12 protein-coding genes are annotated in these 18,820 nt (G+C 31.7%); 3 read left to right on the top strand and 9 right to left on the bottom strand.

Features of this window, described 5'->3' with window-relative positions:
- Position 1: 1 nt before the first annotated feature.
- From WN975_RS15365 to WN975_RS15385, 5 genes are all read right to left on the bottom strand, one after another.
- Positions 2 to 1,333, bottom strand: a complete 1,332-nt coding sequence (locus WN975_RS15365; protein ID WP_337967301.1) for an SGNH/GDSL hydrolase family protein — start codon at positions 1,331 to 1,333, stop codon at positions 2 to 4.
- An 82-nt stretch (positions 1,334 to 1,415) separates the two neighbouring features.
- A complete protein-coding gene (locus WN975_RS15370) occupies positions 1,416 to 2,900 on the bottom strand; it encodes an SGNH/GDSL hydrolase family protein (protein ID WP_337967302.1) in 1,485 nt (494 codons plus the stop codon).
- A 268-nt stretch (positions 2,901 to 3,168) separates the two neighbouring features.
- Entirely contained in the window at positions 3,169 to 4,776 is a 1,608-nt protein-coding gene (locus WN975_RS15375) for a hypothetical protein (RefSeq protein ID WP_337967303.1), read from the bottom strand.
- Positions 4,777 to 4,965: 189 nt separating this feature from the next.
- A complete protein-coding gene (locus WN975_RS15380) occupies positions 4,966 to 5,586 on the bottom strand; it encodes an HmuY family protein (protein ID WP_337967304.1) in 621 nt (206 codons plus the stop codon).
- A 27-nt stretch (positions 5,587 to 5,613) separates the two neighbouring features.
- Positions 5,614 to 7,680 carry a TonB-dependent receptor gene (locus WN975_RS15385; RefSeq protein WP_337967305.1) on the bottom strand — a complete coding sequence of 689 codons (2,067 nt, stop codon included), beginning with the start codon at positions 7,678 to 7,680 and terminating at the stop codon, positions 5,614 to 5,616.
- A 107-nt stretch (positions 7,681 to 7,787) separates the two neighbouring features.
- Between WN975_RS15385 and WN975_RS15390 the strand changes: the two genes are divergently transcribed.
- Positions 7,788 to 8,690 carry a hypothetical protein gene (locus WN975_RS15390; RefSeq protein WP_337967306.1) on the top strand — a complete coding sequence of 301 codons (903 nt, stop codon included), beginning with the start codon at positions 7,788 to 7,790 and terminating at the stop codon, positions 8,688 to 8,690.
- Between the two features lie 303 nt (positions 8,691 to 8,993).
- Here WN975_RS15390 and argS read toward each other — a convergent pair whose 3' ends face one another.
- Positions 8,994 to 10,772: an arginine--tRNA ligase gene (gene argS, locus WN975_RS15395; protein ID WP_337967307.1), complete on the bottom strand. Its 1,779-nt coding sequence runs from the start codon at positions 10,770 to 10,772 to the stop codon at positions 8,994 to 8,996.
- 326 nt (positions 10,773 to 11,098) lie between these two features.
- On the opposite strand from argS, the gene WN975_RS15400 reads away from it, so the two are divergent.
- On the top strand, positions 11,099 to 13,519 hold the full coding sequence (locus WN975_RS15400) for a TonB-dependent receptor (RefSeq protein WP_337967308.1): 2,421 nt from the start codon (positions 11,099 to 11,101) through the stop codon (positions 13,517 to 13,519).
- Positions 13,520 to 13,607: 88 nt separating this feature from the next.
- Here the strand turns inward: WN975_RS15400 and WN975_RS15405 are convergent, their stop codons facing one another.
- The 3 genes from WN975_RS15405 to WN975_RS15415 form a co-directional block, all read right to left on the bottom strand.
- Entirely contained in the window at positions 13,608 to 14,279 is a 672-nt protein-coding gene (locus tag WN975_RS15405; RefSeq protein ID WP_337967309.1) for a copper homeostasis protein CutC, read from the bottom strand.
- Positions 14,280 to 14,466: 187 nt separating this feature from the next.
- Positions 14,467 to 14,790: a GIY-YIG nuclease family protein gene (locus WN975_RS15410; protein ID WP_337967310.1), complete on the bottom strand. Its 324-nt coding sequence runs from the start codon at positions 14,788 to 14,790 to the stop codon at positions 14,467 to 14,469.
- A gap of 230 nt (positions 14,791 to 15,020) precedes the next feature.
- Positions 15,021 to 16,028 carry a beta-ketoacyl-ACP synthase III gene (locus WN975_RS15415; protein WP_041519914.1) on the bottom strand — a complete coding sequence of 336 codons (1,008 nt, stop codon included), beginning with the start codon at positions 16,026 to 16,028 and terminating at the stop codon, positions 15,021 to 15,023.
- A gap of 266 nt (positions 16,029 to 16,294) precedes the next feature.
- On the opposite strand from WN975_RS15415, the gene WN975_RS15420 reads away from it, so the two are divergent.
- On the top strand, positions 16,295 to 18,706 hold the full coding sequence (locus tag WN975_RS15420) for a prolyl oligopeptidase family serine peptidase (protein WP_337967311.1): 2,412 nt from the start codon (positions 16,295 to 16,297) through the stop codon (positions 18,704 to 18,706).
- The last annotated feature ends 114 nt before the right edge of the window (positions 18,707 to 18,820 follow it).

Here is an 18,820-nt window from a genome sequence, read left to right on the forward strand (position 1 = left end):
CTTAATTCTTTAATTTAAAATTATTGTATGCGCTTAAAAATGCCTGTGTAAACAAATTTCCTTGTTTTTCGTATCCGTTTTTAGAATAATGAACCCAATCCGGTCCAATTAATCCTTGAGTTTTTAATTGATTAATTCCGTGCATTCCGCCAAATTCATCATATAAATCCCAAACGGCAATATTATCCGTTTCGGCAATTTGAATTATACTTCTCGCATAATCAAATATGTAAGTATTAGTTCTTCTTCCTTTAAGCAAAGAAGGCGCCGGCGTGCTAATAATTATCGGAGCGTTTATATTTTGTTCTCTGACTTTCTTTATAAACTGACGAATCTGTTCAATATAAGCCGGAGCTTCCATATGATCGTAGCTTTCATTTGTTCCTAAAGAAAGAACCAACATATCAGGATGTAAAGCTTTTAACTGCTCAAAGAACAAAGGATATTTTGTATAATCCGAAAACTTAGCGCCATTAACTCCAATACTGCTGTAAATTAAACCTGGCGAATCCTTCTCGAGAACAATTCCGTTTAGTTCATATTTCTTAGCATCTTTGTTCGGAATCAAATAAATTTTATCTAATGCTTTATCTGAATTGTAATAATGACTAAAGGAATCTGATTTTAAATCTAAAGAAACAAACGACGAATTCTTGATCTCTTTGGGTTTTGTTTCATTAGTCTGAATTTTCAAAACTCTTCCTGCACGAATATTATCTGACTTTAGGTGATTGTTTCTTTTGATTTCGGCAACTGAAACATTGTATTTATCGGCAATAGTCGATATCACTTCTCCTTTTTTGATTTTATGTGTAATTACTTTTCGCTCTGTCGACTGAATAATATTGGTTTGCGATGATGTCGCCACATCAAACATATCTTGGTTTTGCGGCGTAATAATTCGAATTGTATTAAACTTATAAGCCGCATCTTTGACATTCAGTTCAACTGCAAAACCACCAGTATCTCTCCAAAGTCCAATTCCGCTTAAACCAATGGGAACGTTTTTAAAAGGATGAATATTTCGGTAACTTTCCCAAACTCTATTCGAACGAAAACGCTCATTATAAGAACCGTTTGTTTTGGCTAATTGATAAGGAAAAACTAAACCGCGACCTGCATTTCCAAATTTCTGCTGTAGATTCTTTCTGATTTCATTGGTCATTAAATCACCCTGAATATGAGAATCTCCAATATGAACAATGTTTATCTTTTGATTGTTGTTCTTTTCATTTTTCTGTAATTTCTCAAATACACTTTCTAACACTTTCGCATTATAAATCTCATCATCAGAAAAAGGCTCAATCGTTGCTGAATCGACTTTGTGAATCATATTTTTTGTTATTGAATGTGAATCTGTCGTCTTTGGTTTTTCGTTTGTTGAGAAAAAAAGACAACAAAATAAAATTAGGAGTCTAGTCATTTACACTATCTTTTTTTACAGAAACGGAGTCTGTATTTGTTTTTTTGACTGTTTTCCGTTGATCGGGAACAGTTCCTCTATTTTCACGAAGTCCTTTATATTGTTCGTATCCTTTATTCAATTGATCATACAATAATCTACCAATTGCTTTTGCACCACGCTGATTAAAGTGTGTATAATCTTTATTTGCTCTGGCTGGAGATTCATCAACCCATTTTACCATCGATCCGTCACCGCCCATTAAAGTGTATAAATTAACAAATCCGGATTCGGTTTCTAATGCATATCTTTTTTGCGCTTTCATTAATGGAACAACAGCAGAATCTGTTTTCATTTCAAGATCATACTTAGTCGATTTGTCTGCAGTTGAAATAATCAAAATCGAAACTCCAGGGAATGATTCTTTGATTTTATTCACCGTTTTTTTCATTCCTCTTTCGTACCAGAAATAATTCTTAGTTCCGTAATTCAATACGTTGGTTCCATAATGCAAGATAATCAAATCGTATTTTAGATTAGTATTGAAAGCTTGCATTACGCCCGCATCAAAACCAGAAATTGGCAATCCTGAATTTCCTCTTTGTGAGAAGTTATCAACGTGAACTCCTTTTCCGTTATCAAAATTAAATCCGTAAATCGGAATTGAATCTGCATGGATAAAGTTTGCTTTGAAAGCTTTTATACTTCCTGAAGTCACTTTTAGAGTATTTACCAAATTATTCGGAATTAAGCTTTTTCGTAATGTATCTTTTCCGATCACAAAATTCACATTTCCTTTCTTAGAAGCTCTTCCATAAAACAATGTTGGATTATCTAATGATGTTGAGTTTTTATTTAATCCTGCTTCATATTGAACCCAAGTTGAGTTTGCTTTATCATTTGCAAAAAACACGTGTCCGTTTACACCAAAAGGACTTATTGGTCTCTTGACATTCAAATATGATTGTGTTTTCCAGTTTTTAGAATACGATGATTTTACAGAACCTCTCGAAGCCGAAGATTCTGAAGTTATAGGTACAAAACCAACTCCGTTTCCTCCAAAACGTTCCTGATAATTGGCACGAACATCCTGCACAATTAAATCTCCATCTGTCATAGAATCTCCGTAATAAGCAATTCTGACATTGCCTTGCGGATTCTTTTCAAGCTGGTATAATTTTTCATAAAAGGATATCAAATACTGATAACCTTTGTAATTATCAAAAGTCTCAGATGGAAATTCAATTCCTTCTGTAGCATCATAAATAATTTTTTCCTCGCCCAGTCTTCGCTCGCTCTCCTCGATACTATCGCTTTTTAGCGATAATGAATCTTTTGCTACTGATTCTAAAAGCATACTATCGATTAGTACATTTTTGGAATCAATTTTACTTTCTGAAAAGATTTTATCCGGCAAGATTTGCTTAAATCCAATAAAGGCTACAAACGCTAAAGCGACGATTGCAAAAGACTGAAAAAAATAAGATTTTGTATTCACTTACTAATTATAAATTTGAAGAATAGCAGTACAAGAATTAAACCATGATTTAAATCTTTATTAACTGCTTGTAAAAAAATATGCGCAAAGATAGGACTAAAAATAAATGTATTACTCATTTTATTTGAAGTAAAAATAAAAAAAGAGGTCAGACGAATCTAACCTCTTTATCAAAAAAAAATAAAAAAAACAAAGCTAATGATTAACTTAACTCTAATTCGGTTTTATTATATAACATTGGTTTCCAAAATTTAAAAACTAAAACCAATTACTGATAGATTAATTTACCCGTTTTAACTTCTGCACCGCCTGATAAAATTTTATAAAAGTAAATTCCTTTTTGATAGCTTGACGGAATTTTCCAATTCACAATCTGACTTGGGATTACTGTTCCTTTAAAAACTGTTTTTTCATTTTGCAGTTTATCTGAATATACTACAATTTCAATTTCTTTATTAGTTGAGAAATTTGTTGAGAAGTTAACTGATTCAGTTGTTGGGTTTGGATAAACTATTAAATCACCAGAAACTGTTTCTTGATAATTAGCAGTAGCCTTTTTTGCTGAACTTGCTTTAGGTAATATAGTTATTGTATTACTAGTAGAAACTCTATTTCCTGAATAAACTTTTCTATAATATTTAGTCGTTAAATATCCATGAACAACCGAATCATAATTTTGATTAAATCCAACGACACTAACTCCATCGACAATTTCACCATCCGGGAATTCATTATAGACATAATATTCATATGTAAAACTCCCTGTGCCACCGCTTGGTAAACTACCTAAAATACTATTTCCTGATAATGTTATTGTATTATTCGTGATTTCTATTGAAGGAGTAATAGTTATCGTATTACTCACTAACTGTTGTTTACCTGATACAACTACACGATTAATATATCCATTATATCCCATCGAATCAACAAACTTATACACACTATTAGGAATCGTACAGTTTATCGATTGCCCAATCAGCCAAGGATCTTCATCTTGTAAAACATATGCATACCAATAATAAACATACGTACCAGTCCCTCCACTTGGTAAACTACCTTGCAATTCAGAACCTGATCTACTTATTGTATTATTTAGTAATGGTGGAGCAGGAATTACTGTTATAGTAACTATATTACTTGATTTAGTTCCATCAGAACCGCTTACTCCATTATTATTAACTTTATATGTAACATCTCTCTTAAAATATGTAGTTACATTGAGAATCCCAGGTGAATAATCTTTACTTGTTGCCCCTACAATTGGCTGATAATTACCTGTAGAAGTAGTACTTGATTTCCATTGATTCAAAACTGAATCATACTTTTTAAAATTCTCTTTTGCATCACCTCCAACAAGCAATTCTGCAGAATTACCCTCATTAATCGTTTGATCTTTAGCAATTTTACTCCATTCTATATTTGGAACTGTTGGATTCGTGGGATTCGTTGGGTTTGTTGGGTTAGTTGGAGTTGTAGTCGATCCACTTTTATAATTCACCGTAATCTTAATCATTTTGGATTCATCCTGAAAACAATTATTGTTTGTACTAAACTTATAAATTATTTGAGTATCCTGAGTTACGGTCTTTTTAAACTTTAATGTTAATGTACTTGTTTGGTTTGCAAACAGTAAATTTCCATTTGAGTATTTAAAGGACATATAGCCGTCATTAGTTCCACATGATACTTCCGCATTAAGAGCAATCGGAGGATTACTACTGCTACTGCCTACACATGTTGCTACAACATTTACACTTCCTTCTTCTCCAGATTTAAGATTTAATGTTTGATTAAGAGGACTATAACTTACAGTATTTTGAGCAAAACCAAACTTTACAAAAAAAAGCAAAGCCAATAAAAGTAATTTTATTTTCATTTTTATAATGATTTACATAACACTAAGTAATTACCCTTATGTACATTAAAATTAATTTTAGATCTCTTTTTATAAAAAAAGACTTAAAACAAAATTTATAATAAAAAGTAACTTTCTACATGTTAAAATTAATTATAGGTTAAAAAAATAACCTCGAATAATAACTTATTCGAGGTTATTAATATTTTTTTAGAATGTTGTTGTGCTATTAGCTTGGTATGCGAAATTGAAAGTATAGTATCCTGGTAAAGAATTTGCATCCGGTGTAGCTGGTGCATCTTTGTAATAGCTTAAGATTTCAAATTTTGCATATTTACCATCATGCGTTTTTACAACAAATACTTTTCCAGCAATAGGTGAAATAATATGAGTTGTTGAATTATATGAATACCATCCTTTTCCACTTCCTGTAGGAATTGCAAGAACGTCTTTAGCATCTTGAACAAAAGTGCTAGCTGCAGGAAATGCAGTTACGTTACCAAACGTACCAGAAACAATACTTACTGATCCAGTTCCTTTTCTTTCAGGTTCTCCGTTGATACCAACTTTAACTCCTCCATTTACAACAATAGTAGTTCCACGGAAAGCAATATCCCAATTGTCAGTAGTTACAATTTTATTTTCTGAAAAACTGAATTTTGCAAAGTCTCCACCAGCTGGCTCTCCTTGACCACCTGTTTGTGGAGCAGGAACATTAGAAACTTTTGTAGTTACAACTGCTGGAATTGTATTGTCTTTATCATCACTACTACAAGATGCAGTAAAAATTACTAGTGCTAAAAGCGAAAGTTTTAAAAAATTTGTTTTCATTGTAAAGGTTTTTAAATAATTATTAAATTAGAAATTGTATTGAATTCTTGCATAAAACTGTCTTCCTGCCAGACTCGGGATTTGGCTAGGATCTGTGTAGTTAAATAAATTATTAGCCCCTGCCTGAAGCATGAATTTATCCATAATAAATTTTGAGGCTGATAAGTTTGCTATAAAATAATCCCCTATAAAATTGTCGTATTTGTCCAGAATCCCATTTCCGTTGGTATCAAATAGTCCATATTTACTTCTATAAAGAACACGTAAATTAACATCGGTTTTTATTGACGGAATAGTATAAGCAAATTTAAGATTGGCTGTATGTTTCGATCTGTTATACAGTCCAAAATAGTCAGATTTACTAATTTCAATAGTTTGTAAACTCGAATTGCGGATGTATTTATGGTCATCAAAATTATCAACAACCGATTTGTCTTTGGCTGTTAAAAATTGGTATCCAAGCGAAACTGAAAAGTCTTTAGTAAAATCATAACTTGAATTAAACTCTAAACCATAAGTAAAAACTTTGCTGTAATTGAAGTAGCTAAAAACGTTTTGACCACTTTTTTTTGTAGCAACAACGCCTGTATCAATTAAATCACTAATCGAATTGTAGAAAGCATTTAATTCTACTTTAAGTTTATTCTTTCTATAATATCCTCCAAAATTAAAATTGATCGAACTTTCCGGTTTCAACGGTTGATCAAAATTTACCCCTGCTACTCTACTACCAATAATTCCCTGACTATCAAGTTCATCAAGACGAGCTTCAGCTACATTATATCCTAAAACAGTATATCCTACTGATGGATTTGTAAAATCAAAATATAACTGACGGAAATCTGGTGCTTTATATCCATATCCTACTGAACCTTTTAAAGAAAAATTGGCATTGAATTTATAATTTACCGCTAGCTTAGGACTCAATTGCGATGCATATTTGCTATGGTTATCATATCTGAATCCTGCAAGAATATTTAATTTATCTGTTGGATTATAATCATACTGCAGGTAAATATATTGTGAATTAAACTGGACATTATTAGCAAAATAGGTACGATCTAAGGTTTCATAATTTAATCCTGCTCCTGCTGTTAATTTATCCCTATTTATAGACCAGGTGGTTCTTATTTCTGGTCGAACAAGCCACTGATTATAATATGATTTCTCAAAAAGCACATTATTGGGATCATTCAAAAAAGCATCATTCTTATAATTGGTCGCATACAATTCATATTCCCAGTATAATCTGGAATTCCATCTGTGTTCTAATTTAATTTGCGAATTCCACTCATTTTCCTTTGCATCGCCAGCGTATCTTTCAGTTTCAATTATAGCTTTGTTATCCATCTTTTGATAAAAAAAACGGTTGCTTACAGTTAATTTAAGATTTTCAGAAAAATCGTAATATATTTTTGGCTGAATTGTAGTGTTATGATATTTTTCAACATTCTGTAACCATGAATCTTTATACAAGTTAAATCCATCAGTTGAATAATAATTGGCAAATAAGTTGGCTGCAAATTTTTTCTTCTTCCAAAGTAAATTAGCATTCGCATCATTGGTATTAAATGTGCCATATCGATAAGACAGATTACCAGAAAACATATCTTTTTTAGGTCTTTTTGTAATTACATTAATCACTCCGCCCATTGCTTCTGAACCATATAAAGCAGAAGATGCTCCTTTTACAATTTCAATTCTCTCAATATTTCCAACAGAAATTCTTGATAAATCCAAAACTCCGGAACTTCTTCCAACAAGCGGAACTCCATCGATAAGAATCATTGTATATGCGGCATCAAGACCTTGAATCTGAACACCTTCAAAACCACTTTCATCAGGAATTAAAATAATCCCTGTTTGCTCATTTAGAATTTCATTTAATCTTGTAACACCCGATTTTATAATTGCTTCAGATGTTATAACGGTCATTGGCAATGGCAATGAAGAAAGCACTCTTTCTGTCCTTGTTGCCGTTGTAACCGTTACTTCTGATAATTCATTCGATTTAATACTATCTTTTTGTTTTTCTTGCCCAAAAGATATTTGGCAAAAAAGAAAAGCAGCAAAAAGGGTAAATTTTATTTTCATTATTTTTATTCAGTCTTAATAATGGCGCAAATATAGAAACTATTTTTATTTGTTCTAAATAAAAAACATATATTTGCGAAAAATTTTAAAACAAAAAAAATAAAGTTATGATTTCAAAAAGCCTCTATTTTTCAGCCATAATGGCTTTGACATGCAGCCTTGGTTTCAGTCAGGACAAAAAACAACAAGACATTAAGTCAATCAAATCAATGTGTGGTTGTTATGAAGTAAAATTTAATTTTACAGAAACTTTTAAATACCCTAAAGATTCTATTACATATAAATCTTCACCAACTAAACACGAGACTGCATTAGAATGGGTAGGTTTATTAGAAGACACTCCAAATAAAATTGTAATGCAACACTTATTAATAGTAAGTGACGATATGATCATCAAACACTGGAGACAAGATTGGTTGTACGAAAACACTGATTTATATTCATTTGACAAAGGAACTTCTTGGAAATACAAAAAATTAGACAAGAAAGCTGTTAAAGGACAATGGACTCAAAAAGTATATCAAGTAGATGATAGTCCAAGATATGAAGGATCTTCAACTTGGGTACATGTAGATGGACAAGATTACTGGTCAAATGTTGCTGATGCGCCTCTACCAAGAAGAGAGCAAACTATACGTAATGACTATAATGTTTTGAAAAGAAGAAACATCCACGAAATTACTGCTACAGGATGGAATCATGAACAAGACAACGATAAATTGGTTAGAGATGACAGTGGAAAAGATGTTTTGTTAGCACAAGAAAAAGGAATGGATGTTTATACTAAAGTTCCGGATGTTAAATGTATCGCTGCTCAAAAATGGTGGGTTGCCAACAATGCACTTTGGAAAAATGTTCGTGACAAATGGCAAACTCTTTTTGACAGACACCAAGACTTAAACTTAGAAGCTAAAGTTGATAAAAAAGCTCTTTATTCTCTTTTGTTTGATTTAAAACCAGATGCAACAAAAGCAGAAACTGATGCAATCATCAACAAGTTCGTAAAATAAAAATGTTTGTGTTAGTTGCAAAAAAGCCGATAGTGTCAAAACTATCGGCTTTTTTATATAAAAAAACCGTCTAAATCAAGTTTAGACGGTTTAATCATTTATTCCTTATTTTCTTCTAAAAGCTTACTAATTTAAAATAACTAAAAAAATATAAGGAGATGTTTTGCTAATTATTAACTAACAAAACTTGTCGTAAAAATATGCTGTCATATAGCCTAAATCTGACACTATAAGTTTTAAAAGCAATAAAAAAAGCCAATAATTTTTCAACTATTGGCTTTTTAATCTTAAGTATTAAAACTTTTACATTCTTTCCGGAACTTCGATTCCTAATAATGTAAAGGCTGATTTTATAACTTCGGCTACTTTTTGAGAAAGCTGAACTCTGAATATTTTTTTTGTCAAATCGATTTCACCTAATATATGAACGGATTGATAAAATGAATTGTACTCTTTTACTAAATCATATGTATAATTAGCAATTAAAGCAGGACTATGATTTTGAGCAGCATTTTGAATTACTTCCGGGAAAAGCTCGATTTGTTTTACCAATTCTTTTTCTTTTTCGTGTAATTCTTGTATGTCTGTTTTGGCTGAAAAATCAAAATCGGCTTTACGAATTATCGATTGAATTCTCGCGTAAGTATATTGTATAAATGGACCAGTATTTCCTGCAAAATCTACAGATTCTTCAGGGTTAAACAAGATACGTTTTTTAGGATCTATTTTTAAAATGTAATATTTCAATGCTCCTAAACCAATTGTTTTGTACAACTTAGCTTTTTCTTCTTCAGAATAACTGTCCAGTTTCCCTAAATCTTCTGAAATTTGTTTTGCTGTGTCTGTCATATCCTGCATCAAATCATCAGCATCTACAACAGTTCCTTCACGACTTTTCATTTTTCCAGAAGGTAAATCTACCATTCCGTATGACAAATGATATAGAGTTGAAGACCAATCAAAACCTAATTTTTTCAAGATTAAGAATAAAACTTTAAAGTGATGATCTTGCTCGTTTCCAACTGTGTAAACCATTCCACCAACATCCGGCATGTCTTTAACACGCTGAATTGCTGTTCCAATATCTTGCGTCATATAAACTGCAGTTCCATCTGAACGCAAAACAATTTTACGATCTAAACCTTCATCTGTCAAATCAATCCAAACTGAACCATCAGGATCTTTTTCGAAAACTCCTTTGTCAAGTCCAACCTGAACAACATCTTTTCCTAATAAATACGTATTACTTTCATAATAATATTTATCAAAATTTACTCCAAGATTAGTGTATGTTATTGCAAAACCATCATAAACCCATTGGTTCATCATTTTCCAAAGCGAAATTACTTCTTCATCTCCAGATTCCCATTTTTGCAGCATTTCCTGAGCTTCAACAATAATTGGAGCTTGTTTTTTTGCTTCTTCTTCAGTTTTACCGGCTTCTATTAATTGATTGATTTCGCCTTTGTAAGCTTTATCAAATTCAACATAATATTTACCAACCAGTTTATCTCCTTTTAAATTTGAACTTTGAGGAGTTTCACCATTTCCAAATTTCTGCCAAGCCAGCATTGATTTACAAATATGAATTCCACGATCGTTTATAATTTGAGTTTTATATACTTTTTTTCCCGATGCTTTAATAATTTCGGCCACAGAATATCCTAACAAATTGTTACGAACGTGTCCTAAATGCAAAGGTTTATTAGTATTTGGCGAAGAATATTCTACCATTATTGCTTTATCTTCCGGATTTGGAGTTACATATCCAAACTTATTATTCTCTCTGATTTCATTGAAGAAATTCAAATAATAACTGTCAGCAATTACTATATTCAAAAAACCCGAAACAACATTAAAACGTGCTACTTCAGGAAGATTTTCTACTAAATAATTCCCTATTTTATTTCCTAATTCTACTGGATTGCTTTTAATAACTTTTAGCAAAGGAAAAATCACCATTGTTATATCTCCTTCAAACTCTTTTCTAGTAGTTTGAAACTCGATTTTATCAACAGTAACATCAAATAATGCTTGTATTGCTTTTTGTATAGAAGGTGTAAGAATTTGTTGTAATGACATGTAAACTTATTTTAAAGTGAGCAAAGATACTGCTTATTCATCAATTAGAGAAAATCAAAAACATATTAAATTCAAGAAAACGATTAGAATTTCTTAAAAAGTAAATCGTTCTGAATGTTAAAATTATCAAAAAATCAAAATGCTAATCTACTATAAAACAGATCATCCATAAATAAAATATTTTTTTTATTTGATTTTCCTGTAACATATCGATGATAAAAGAGTCTTAATAGGGACTTTAAATTCGTTTGAAGAAAAAAACTAAAAAAAAACAAAATAACAATCATCATCATCAATCAATCAAAAAAATCAATCATTACCATATTATGAAACTAAAATTCTTTCTGTTTGCATTACTGGGTGTATTTGCAACAGCACAAGCCCAAAATGCCGGGGTAGTATCCGGAAAAATTACCGAAAAATCAAATAATGCACCAATTTCTTATGCTACAGTTTCTATTAAAGACAACGGAAAAGTAGTTACAGGAGTTAACACAGATGACAATGGTGATTTTACAATTAAAAATTTGGCTCTAAAAAGCTATACGATCGAAATTCAATACATTGGATTTAGAAAATATATTGGTTCTGTAATTTTAAGTGATAGCAAAAAAACAGCTACTGTTAATGTATCTCTTGAAGAAGAAGCAACACAATTAAAAGGAGTAAACATTGTAGCCGAGCGTTCTACTATTGAACAAAAAATCGATAGAAAAGTAGTAAATGTTGGAAAAGATTTAACTACTGCAGGAGCTTCTGCTTCTGATATTATGAACAATATTCCATCTGTAAATGTTGATCAGGACGGAAAGCTTTCTCTTCGTGGAAACGATAATGTGCGTGTATTAATTGACGGAAGACCTTCGAACATTGATCCTGCTCAATTGTTAAAACAAATTCCTTCGACTTCTATCAAAAAAATTGAGCTAATCACCAATCCAAGTGCGAAGTATAATCCTGAAGGAATGTCTGGAATCATCAACATTATTCTGCACAAAAATGCTAACACTGGTTTCAACGGAAGTTACAGCGGCGGAATCACTTTTGGAGAAACAGCTAAATACAATCAATCTTTAGATTTGAACTATAAAACCGGAAAAGTAAATTTCTTTGGAAACGTAGGTCAAAATTTTGGAACTTATTTCAATGATGGTCATATCGTGAGATTTGATGAAGACATTGTGCAAAATCTGGATATTAAAAACGATAATGATTCCTACTTATATAAAATTGGAATGGATTATTTAATTAATGATCATAACACATTGTCTATTTATACCAATCAAAATAAATCAACAGGAAAAGGATTTGTAGACACCAATATTGATTACAACAATGTTACTGATTCTGATATTGCAAATATTCTTCAAAAATCAAAATATTGGGGACCGGAAACAACAGGAACTTATAATTTAGCCTACAAACACATCTTTAAAAAAGAAGGTCATACTTTAGACATCGAAGGAAATTATAGTGATACAAAAGAAGTTCAAAATGCTTCATTTGATACAAAGGTTACAAATATTGATAATTCTGCCAGTAGCGTTATTTATGACGATTATATTAACGGAACTCGAAAATTAAGCACTTTGAATGTTGATTATGTTAATCCATTAAACGATAAAACAACATTAGAAGCTGGTGCAGAAGCGAGAATAACAAGAACCGACAATATTTACATTACAGGAAATCCATCTGTTCCGGTTGCTGACCGAGCTTCAGATTATACTTATGATACAGATATTTACTCTGCTTATGTGACTTTTGGTCAAAAATTCAAAAAATTTAGCTACCAATTGGGTACTCGTTTTGAAAGTTATAAAGTGGCTGCCAATTTAAATTATGGTAAAGAGAAATTTGACGATGATTATATTACATTATATCCATCAGCTTATTTTACTTATAATTTGAATGAGAAAAATACTTTACAATTTAGTTACAGCCGTCGTGTTGACCGACCAAGTTTAGAGCAGACAAAACCTATTCGTGAATTTTCTACTCCATTAGTTACTTCATTGGGAAATCCTGAATTAAGACCTCAGTTTACAAATTCTGTTGAAGTAAATTACACTAAAACACTTGAAAAAGGAAGTTTTACAGCAGGTGTTTACGTAAGAAGCATTAATGATCAAATCAGTAGAATTCTATATCCTGATGAAACTGATCCAAATCATACGAAACAAATCATGTCTTTTACTAATTATGATCATAATACAGCTTACGGATTTGAAGCTTCTTTCAATTATAAAATTACAAAATGGTGGGATATTTCGCCATCTATTGATTTCTCAAGCATTAATCAGCAAGGAGTTGTGTTTTTATATGATCCGGCAACAAAATTAAGCAATCCAATTGAACGAAAAATTACGGTTGCAGCATTCAACGGACGTATGAATTCAAACTTTAAAGCAAACAAACGTTTAAGCTTTTTATTATTCGGATTTTACAGAGGTGCAACAGATGGTCTTCAAAATAATAGCCATGAAATGTACAAAATGGACATAGGTTCACGTTATACATTATTAGACAACAAGATGAATATCAGTGTTCGTTTTAATGACGTATTCAATACAATGAAATATGCTTTTGACACAATGTATCCTTATCCTCAGGCAGGACAATTTACATGGGAAAGTCAAACAGTTTATTTAGGATTGACTTATAACTTTGGAGGTGCAAAAATCAAAAACCTTCAACGTAAACAAAGAGAAGATAACACTAATAAAGGTGGTGGCGGAATGTTTTAATCCCTCTTTTATTAGTAGATTTTAATAGTTCTTGTAGAAAAGAAAAGCTTGAAGTATGCCAACTTCAGGCTTTTTTTATTAACTATTTTTATAAAAAATTCTTTAATTCTTTTACTTCTTCCGGATTTGCAGTTTCGGTATTATCTGTAATGGCCGATGAATGATAAAAAGTTGGTTCCAGTTTATCCTGTAATAATTTAATGTTCGAAGATCGCAAACCTCCGCCAGGCATAATTTCTATTTTATCTTTGGACCATTTTTGAATCTTTTCTAAAGTAAAAATTCCTTCTTCGACATTAATTCCTTGTCCTGATGTCAAAATAGTATTAAAACCACATTCAATTACATCTTTAAGAGATTCTTTGACATCTTTTACAACATCAAAAGCACGATGAAAAGTACAAGAAAGCGGACTTGCTAAATCAACCAATTCTTTGTTGCGTTTTTTATGAACACTTCCGTTTGCTTTTAAAATTCCGAAAACAAAACCATCAACTCCCAATTTTTTAAATTGTTTAATATCTTGTTTCATTTCGACAAACTCTTCATCACTATAAACAAAATCTCCACCACGAGGTCTTATGATTACATGCATTTTTATCGAAACATTCTCCCTCACTTTTAAGGCTAAAATATAATTAGGAGTTGTTCCGCCAAGCTTCATATTATCACAAAGTTCTATTCGATCAGCTCCATTTTCTTGTGCAATTATGGCCGATTCGTAATTAAAACACGCTATTTCCAGTTGATTTTTTTTCATTTTAATTATTTTAAAAAGTATTCTTCGTCTTCGCCTGTTATATATATAATTTAATCGCAATCTACTGTCATCCTGAGCGAAGTCGAAGGCACGCCAATTGTAACGTGGGCTTCGACTCCGCTCAGCCTGACAAACGATATTGTGTATAGAACATTAATTGAGAGCAAAGTCGAAGGCTAATTTACTACTAAATCTTCTTTTTATTAAAATTTTTAAAATGACTTTCATTCAAACATTCAGAAAGTTTTTTCAAATCATCCCAATTATCATTTATAATAGCTTCTTTCTTTTTCCTACTCCAACCTTTTACTTGTTTCTCGAATGAAATAGCTTGAATTACATCATTAAATTCAGTACAAAAAACTAGTTCCAATGGTCTTTTATTATAAGTGTAACTTTCTTTATTTAAACCAAAACTATGTTCATTGAACCTTCTATCTACATCATTTGTTATTCCAGTGTAATAACTATTATCAGAACATTTTAATATATAAACGTAATATCTTTTCATTTTTTTATTTGATTGAAACACCTATAAAAGTAAGAAAAATATTTCAGTAAATATTTATCCAATGACCTGAGCGTATTTCATCCTGAGCGAAGTGGAAGGCGTACAAATTGGAACGTGGACTTCGACTTCGCTCAGCCTGACAACAATCTCGCTTAACTTGAAAAATAAGTATAAAAAAAACCTGCTCTAAAAAGAGCAGGTTTTTAAAATATGATATAAGAACACTTAAATTACCATTTGATAATCGCACTTGCCCAAGTAAATCCACTACCAAAAGCAGCCAAAACAACTGTATCTCCAGATTTGATTTTTCCTTGTTCCCAAGCTTCTGTCAAAGCAATTGGAATAGATGCTGCAGTTGTGTTTCCGTATTTCTGAATATTATTATGAACCTGATCATCGCTCAATTTGAATTTATTCTGAATGAATTGCGAGATTCTCAAGTTTGCCTGATGCGGAATCAACATATCAATATCTGAAACTTGCAAACCATTTGCTTCCAAACCTTCATTAATTACTTCCGCAAAACGAACTACTGCATTTTTAAACACAAATTGTCCATTCATGTATGGATAATAACTTTCGTCATTCGGATCATTATCTGCTAAAATATCCGTTACCCAACGCGCTCCCATTCCTGGTGCTTGCAAAGCTAACTCTTCAGCATGTTGTCCTTCTGAATGTAAATGTGTCGATAAAATACCTTTTGTCAAATCTTCTTCACGACTTAAAACTGCCGCTCCTGCTCCATCTCCAAAAATTACCGAAACTCCACGTCCGCGAGTTGTCATATCCAATCCTGTTGAATGCACTTCTGAACCAATAACCAATATGTTTTTATACATTCCGGTTTTAATATATTGATCTGCAACAGAAATAGCATAAACAAAACCAGAACATTGATTTCTAACATCTAATGCTCCAACAGTTCTTAAACCTAAATCACGTTGCACTAAAACTCCAGGTCCTGGAAAATAGTAATCTGGACTTAATGTAGCAAAAACTACAAAATCAATATCTTCTTTGGCAACGCCAGAACGTTCTATAGCAATTTTAGCTGCTTTTACTCCCATTGTTGTCGTGGTATCTTCTCCACGAATAATATGTCTACGCTCCTGAATCCCTGTTCGCTCCTGAATCCATTCATCATTGGTATCAATAATCTTAGACAAATCATCGTTGGTCACAACATTAGAAGGAACATAATATCCTAAGCCCGCTATTTTTGAATGATACATATTCTTTTATTATTTGTTAAAAAATTGGATTGCAAATTTAAGTATTGTTTAAAACATAAGAGTACAAATTACTCTTTTTTTCGTAATTAACAATTTAATATACTTTAATTATACAAGCTATTAAACTAAGTTCAATTCTAAAAAACCAGTTTTTAGTCAAAAACAATGAAAAGTATGGAAAATAACGCATAAAATGTAACAAGAGTAAACTACCTTAGACAAACATTTATGAAAGCCACTTTTTTCAAACCCATAAAATTCAAACTATGAAATTAAAGGTTACATTATTCTTATTTTTAAATATAGGTTTCTTTGCTTTTGCTCAGGAAAACTTAACCTACCAAAAACCATCTAAATCTATTCTGGATTTAGCAGATTATGAAAGAGCTCCTACAGTATCTATGGATACTAAAAAAGAAAATATGCTCTTAGTATACAGAAGTACATACAAAACATTGGACGATTTAAATCAAGAAGAACTTCGTTTAGGAGGTTTAAGGATTAATCCTGTAACCAATATTTCAAGTACCGTAACTTATATCAACAATCTGAAATTAAGAAAGATTAACGGTAAAGACGAAATTCAAGTAAAAGGTTTACCAAATAATCCTAAAATCAGTAATGTTCTTTGGTCTCCAAATGACAAAAAGATTCTGTTTTCGCACACTACAAATACTGGTGTAGAACTTTGGGTTTTGGATGTTGCTTCGGCGGAAGCCACAAAATTGACGGAAGCTACAGTAAATGCAAATCTTGGAAATCCGTTTAGCTGGTTTTTAGACAATGAAACTATTTTGGTAAAAATGCTTCCAAAAGACAGAAAACCACTTTTAGATTCTAAAAAAGATTTACCAACCGGACCAATTATTTCGAATACTTCTGGAGAAAAATCTCAAAACAGAACTTATCCGGATATGTTGAAAAACAAAAATGATGAAGTTAATTTCGAAAACATCATTACATCTGAATTATACAAAGTCAATATCAACGGAAATGCGGTTTTATTTAAAGAAGCTGCAATGTTTGCCGGAGAAAGAATCTCTCCTGATGGCAATTATATTATGTTGACAACCATTCAGAAACCATTTTCTTATGTTGTTCCTTTAAGCAGATTTCCATCGAGATCAATTGTTTATGATATTAGAGGAAAAGAAATCAAAACGGTTAACGAAGTTCCGTTGAACGAAATTATACCAAAAGGTTTTATGGCTGTTCGAAAAGGAAAAAGAGAAATGGCCTGGAGAAATGACAAACCTGCAACTTTATCTTATGTTACAGCTTTAGACGAAGGAGATCCTGCAAATAAAGTAGATTTTAGAGATGAGCTTTTTCTTTGGGATGCGCCTTTTACAAGCGATGCAACTTCATTGGTAAAAATACCTCAGCGTTATTCTGATATTGTTTGGGGTAATGAAAATACTGCTTTTGTAACTGACGAATGGTACGATACGCGTAATACCAAAACTTATTTGATTAATCCATCAAATCCAAGTCAGCAAGCAAAAGTAATTACAGACAGAAACCAACAAGACGTTTATTCAGATCCGGGTATTTTTGAAACCAAAAAGAATGAATACAATAAATATGTTCTGGCAATCGAAAAAGATAACGCTTACAGAATTGGTGACGGATATACTAAAAACGGTCAGTTTCCTTTTATTGATGAATTCAATTTAAAGACACTACAATCTAAACGTATTTATACTTCTTCTTATAAAGATAAAAAAGAAGATTTAATTGAAATTGAAGATTTTAGATCAGGAAAAGTTTTGGTTCAGATTCAGTCAAAAAGTGAATATCCGAATTATTACTTCAGAAATATTAAAAAACAGAACAGCTTAACTCCAATTACAACTTTCAAAAATCCGTTTGAAAGTATCAAAGATGTGAGTAAAGAAGTAATTAAATACAAACGTAAAGACGGATTAGAACTTTCGGGAACTTTATATCTTCCTGCTGGTTATGACAAAGCTAAAAAAGAGAAATTACCTTTATTAATCTGGGCTTATCCTGCCGAATATAAAGACAGAAATAGTGCTGGACAATCGACTCAAAATTCAAATGAGTTTACGTTTCCTTATTATGGATCTTTTGTTTATTGGGTAACCAAAGGATATGTGGTATTGGATGATGCAGCTTTTCCTATTATTGGAGAAGGAACTACAGAACCAAACGATAACTTTATCTCACAATTAGTAGATAATGCCGAAGCTGCAATTAATGCAGTTGATGCTTTAGGATATATTAATCGTAAAAAAGTTGCTATTGGCGGACATTCTTATGGCGCATTTATGACTGCAAATTTATTAACACATTCTAATTTATTTGCTTGTGGAATTGCAAGAAGCGGCGCTTACAACAGAACTTTAACTCCGTTTGGTTTTCAAAGCGAACAACGTAATTACTGGGAAGTTCCAGATGTTTACAACACAATGTCTCCTTTTATGAATGCAGATAAAATGAAAACTCCAATTTTATTAGTTCACGGTGAAGCCGATAATAATCCAGGAACTTTTACTTTGCAAACAGAAAGATATTTTCAGGCTTTAAAAGGTTTAGGAGCTCCTGCAAGAATGGTGATTTTACCTAAAGAAGCACACAGTTATGTAGCAAAAGAAAACATCTTGCATTTACTTTGGGAACAAGATCAGTTTTTAGAAAAGTATTTAAAAAACTAATTTACACAAGCAAACCCGACAGGTTTTCAAAACCTGTCGGGTTTAACTTAGATAATAAAATAAGTACTTTTAATTTTCGCATAAAAAACAAGAAACCCGATAGTTTTTAGACTA

The organism is uncultured Flavobacterium sp., assembly GCF_951805225.1.
In the GTDB taxonomy this organism is placed as follows: Bacteria; Bacteroidota; Bacteroidia; order Flavobacteriales; family Flavobacteriaceae; genus Flavobacterium.

What these genes read in the sequence shown, in the direction of transcription:
- WN975_RS15415 (WP_041519914.1), bottom strand. Translation starts at nt 16,028, where the DNA reads ATGTATCATTCAAAAATAGCGGGCTTAGGATATTATGTTCCTTCTAAT.
- argS (WP_337967307.1), bottom strand. Translation starts at nt 10,772, where the DNA reads ATGTCATTACAACAAATTCTTACACCTTCTATACAAAAAGCAATACAA.
- WN975_RS15380 (WP_337967304.1), bottom strand. Translation starts at nt 5,586, where the DNA reads ATGAAAACAAATTTTTTAAAACTTTCGCTTTTAGCACTAGTAATTTTT.
- WN975_RS15420 (WP_337967311.1), top strand. Translation starts at nt 16,295, where the DNA reads ATGAAATTAAAGGTTACATTATTCTTATTTTTAAATATAGGTTTCTTT.
- WN975_RS15375 (WP_337967303.1), bottom strand. Translation starts at nt 4,776, where the DNA reads ATGAAAATAAAATTACTTTTATTGGCTTTGCTTTTTTTTGTAAAGTTT.
- WN975_RS15390 (WP_337967306.1), top strand. Translation starts at nt 7,788, where the DNA reads ATGATTTCAAAAAGCCTCTATTTTTCAGCCATAATGGCTTTGACATGC.
- WN975_RS15405 (WP_337967309.1), bottom strand. Translation starts at nt 14,279, where the DNA reads ATGAAAAAAAATCAACTGGAAATAGCGTGTTTTAATTACGAATCGGCC.
- WN975_RS15410 (WP_337967310.1), bottom strand. Translation starts at nt 14,790, where the DNA reads ATGAAAAGATATTACGTTTATATATTAAAATGTTCTGATAATAGTTAT.
- WN975_RS15365 (WP_337967301.1), bottom strand. Translation starts at nt 1,333, where the DNA reads ATGATTCACAAAGTCGATTCAGCAACGATTGAGCCTTTTTCTGATGAT.
- WN975_RS15400 (WP_337967308.1), top strand. Translation starts at nt 11,099, where the DNA reads ATGAAACTAAAATTCTTTCTGTTTGCATTACTGGGTGTATTTGCAACA.
- WN975_RS15385 (WP_337967305.1), bottom strand. Translation starts at nt 7,680, where the DNA reads ATGAAAATAAAATTTACCCTTTTTGCTGCTTTTCTTTTTTGCCAAATA.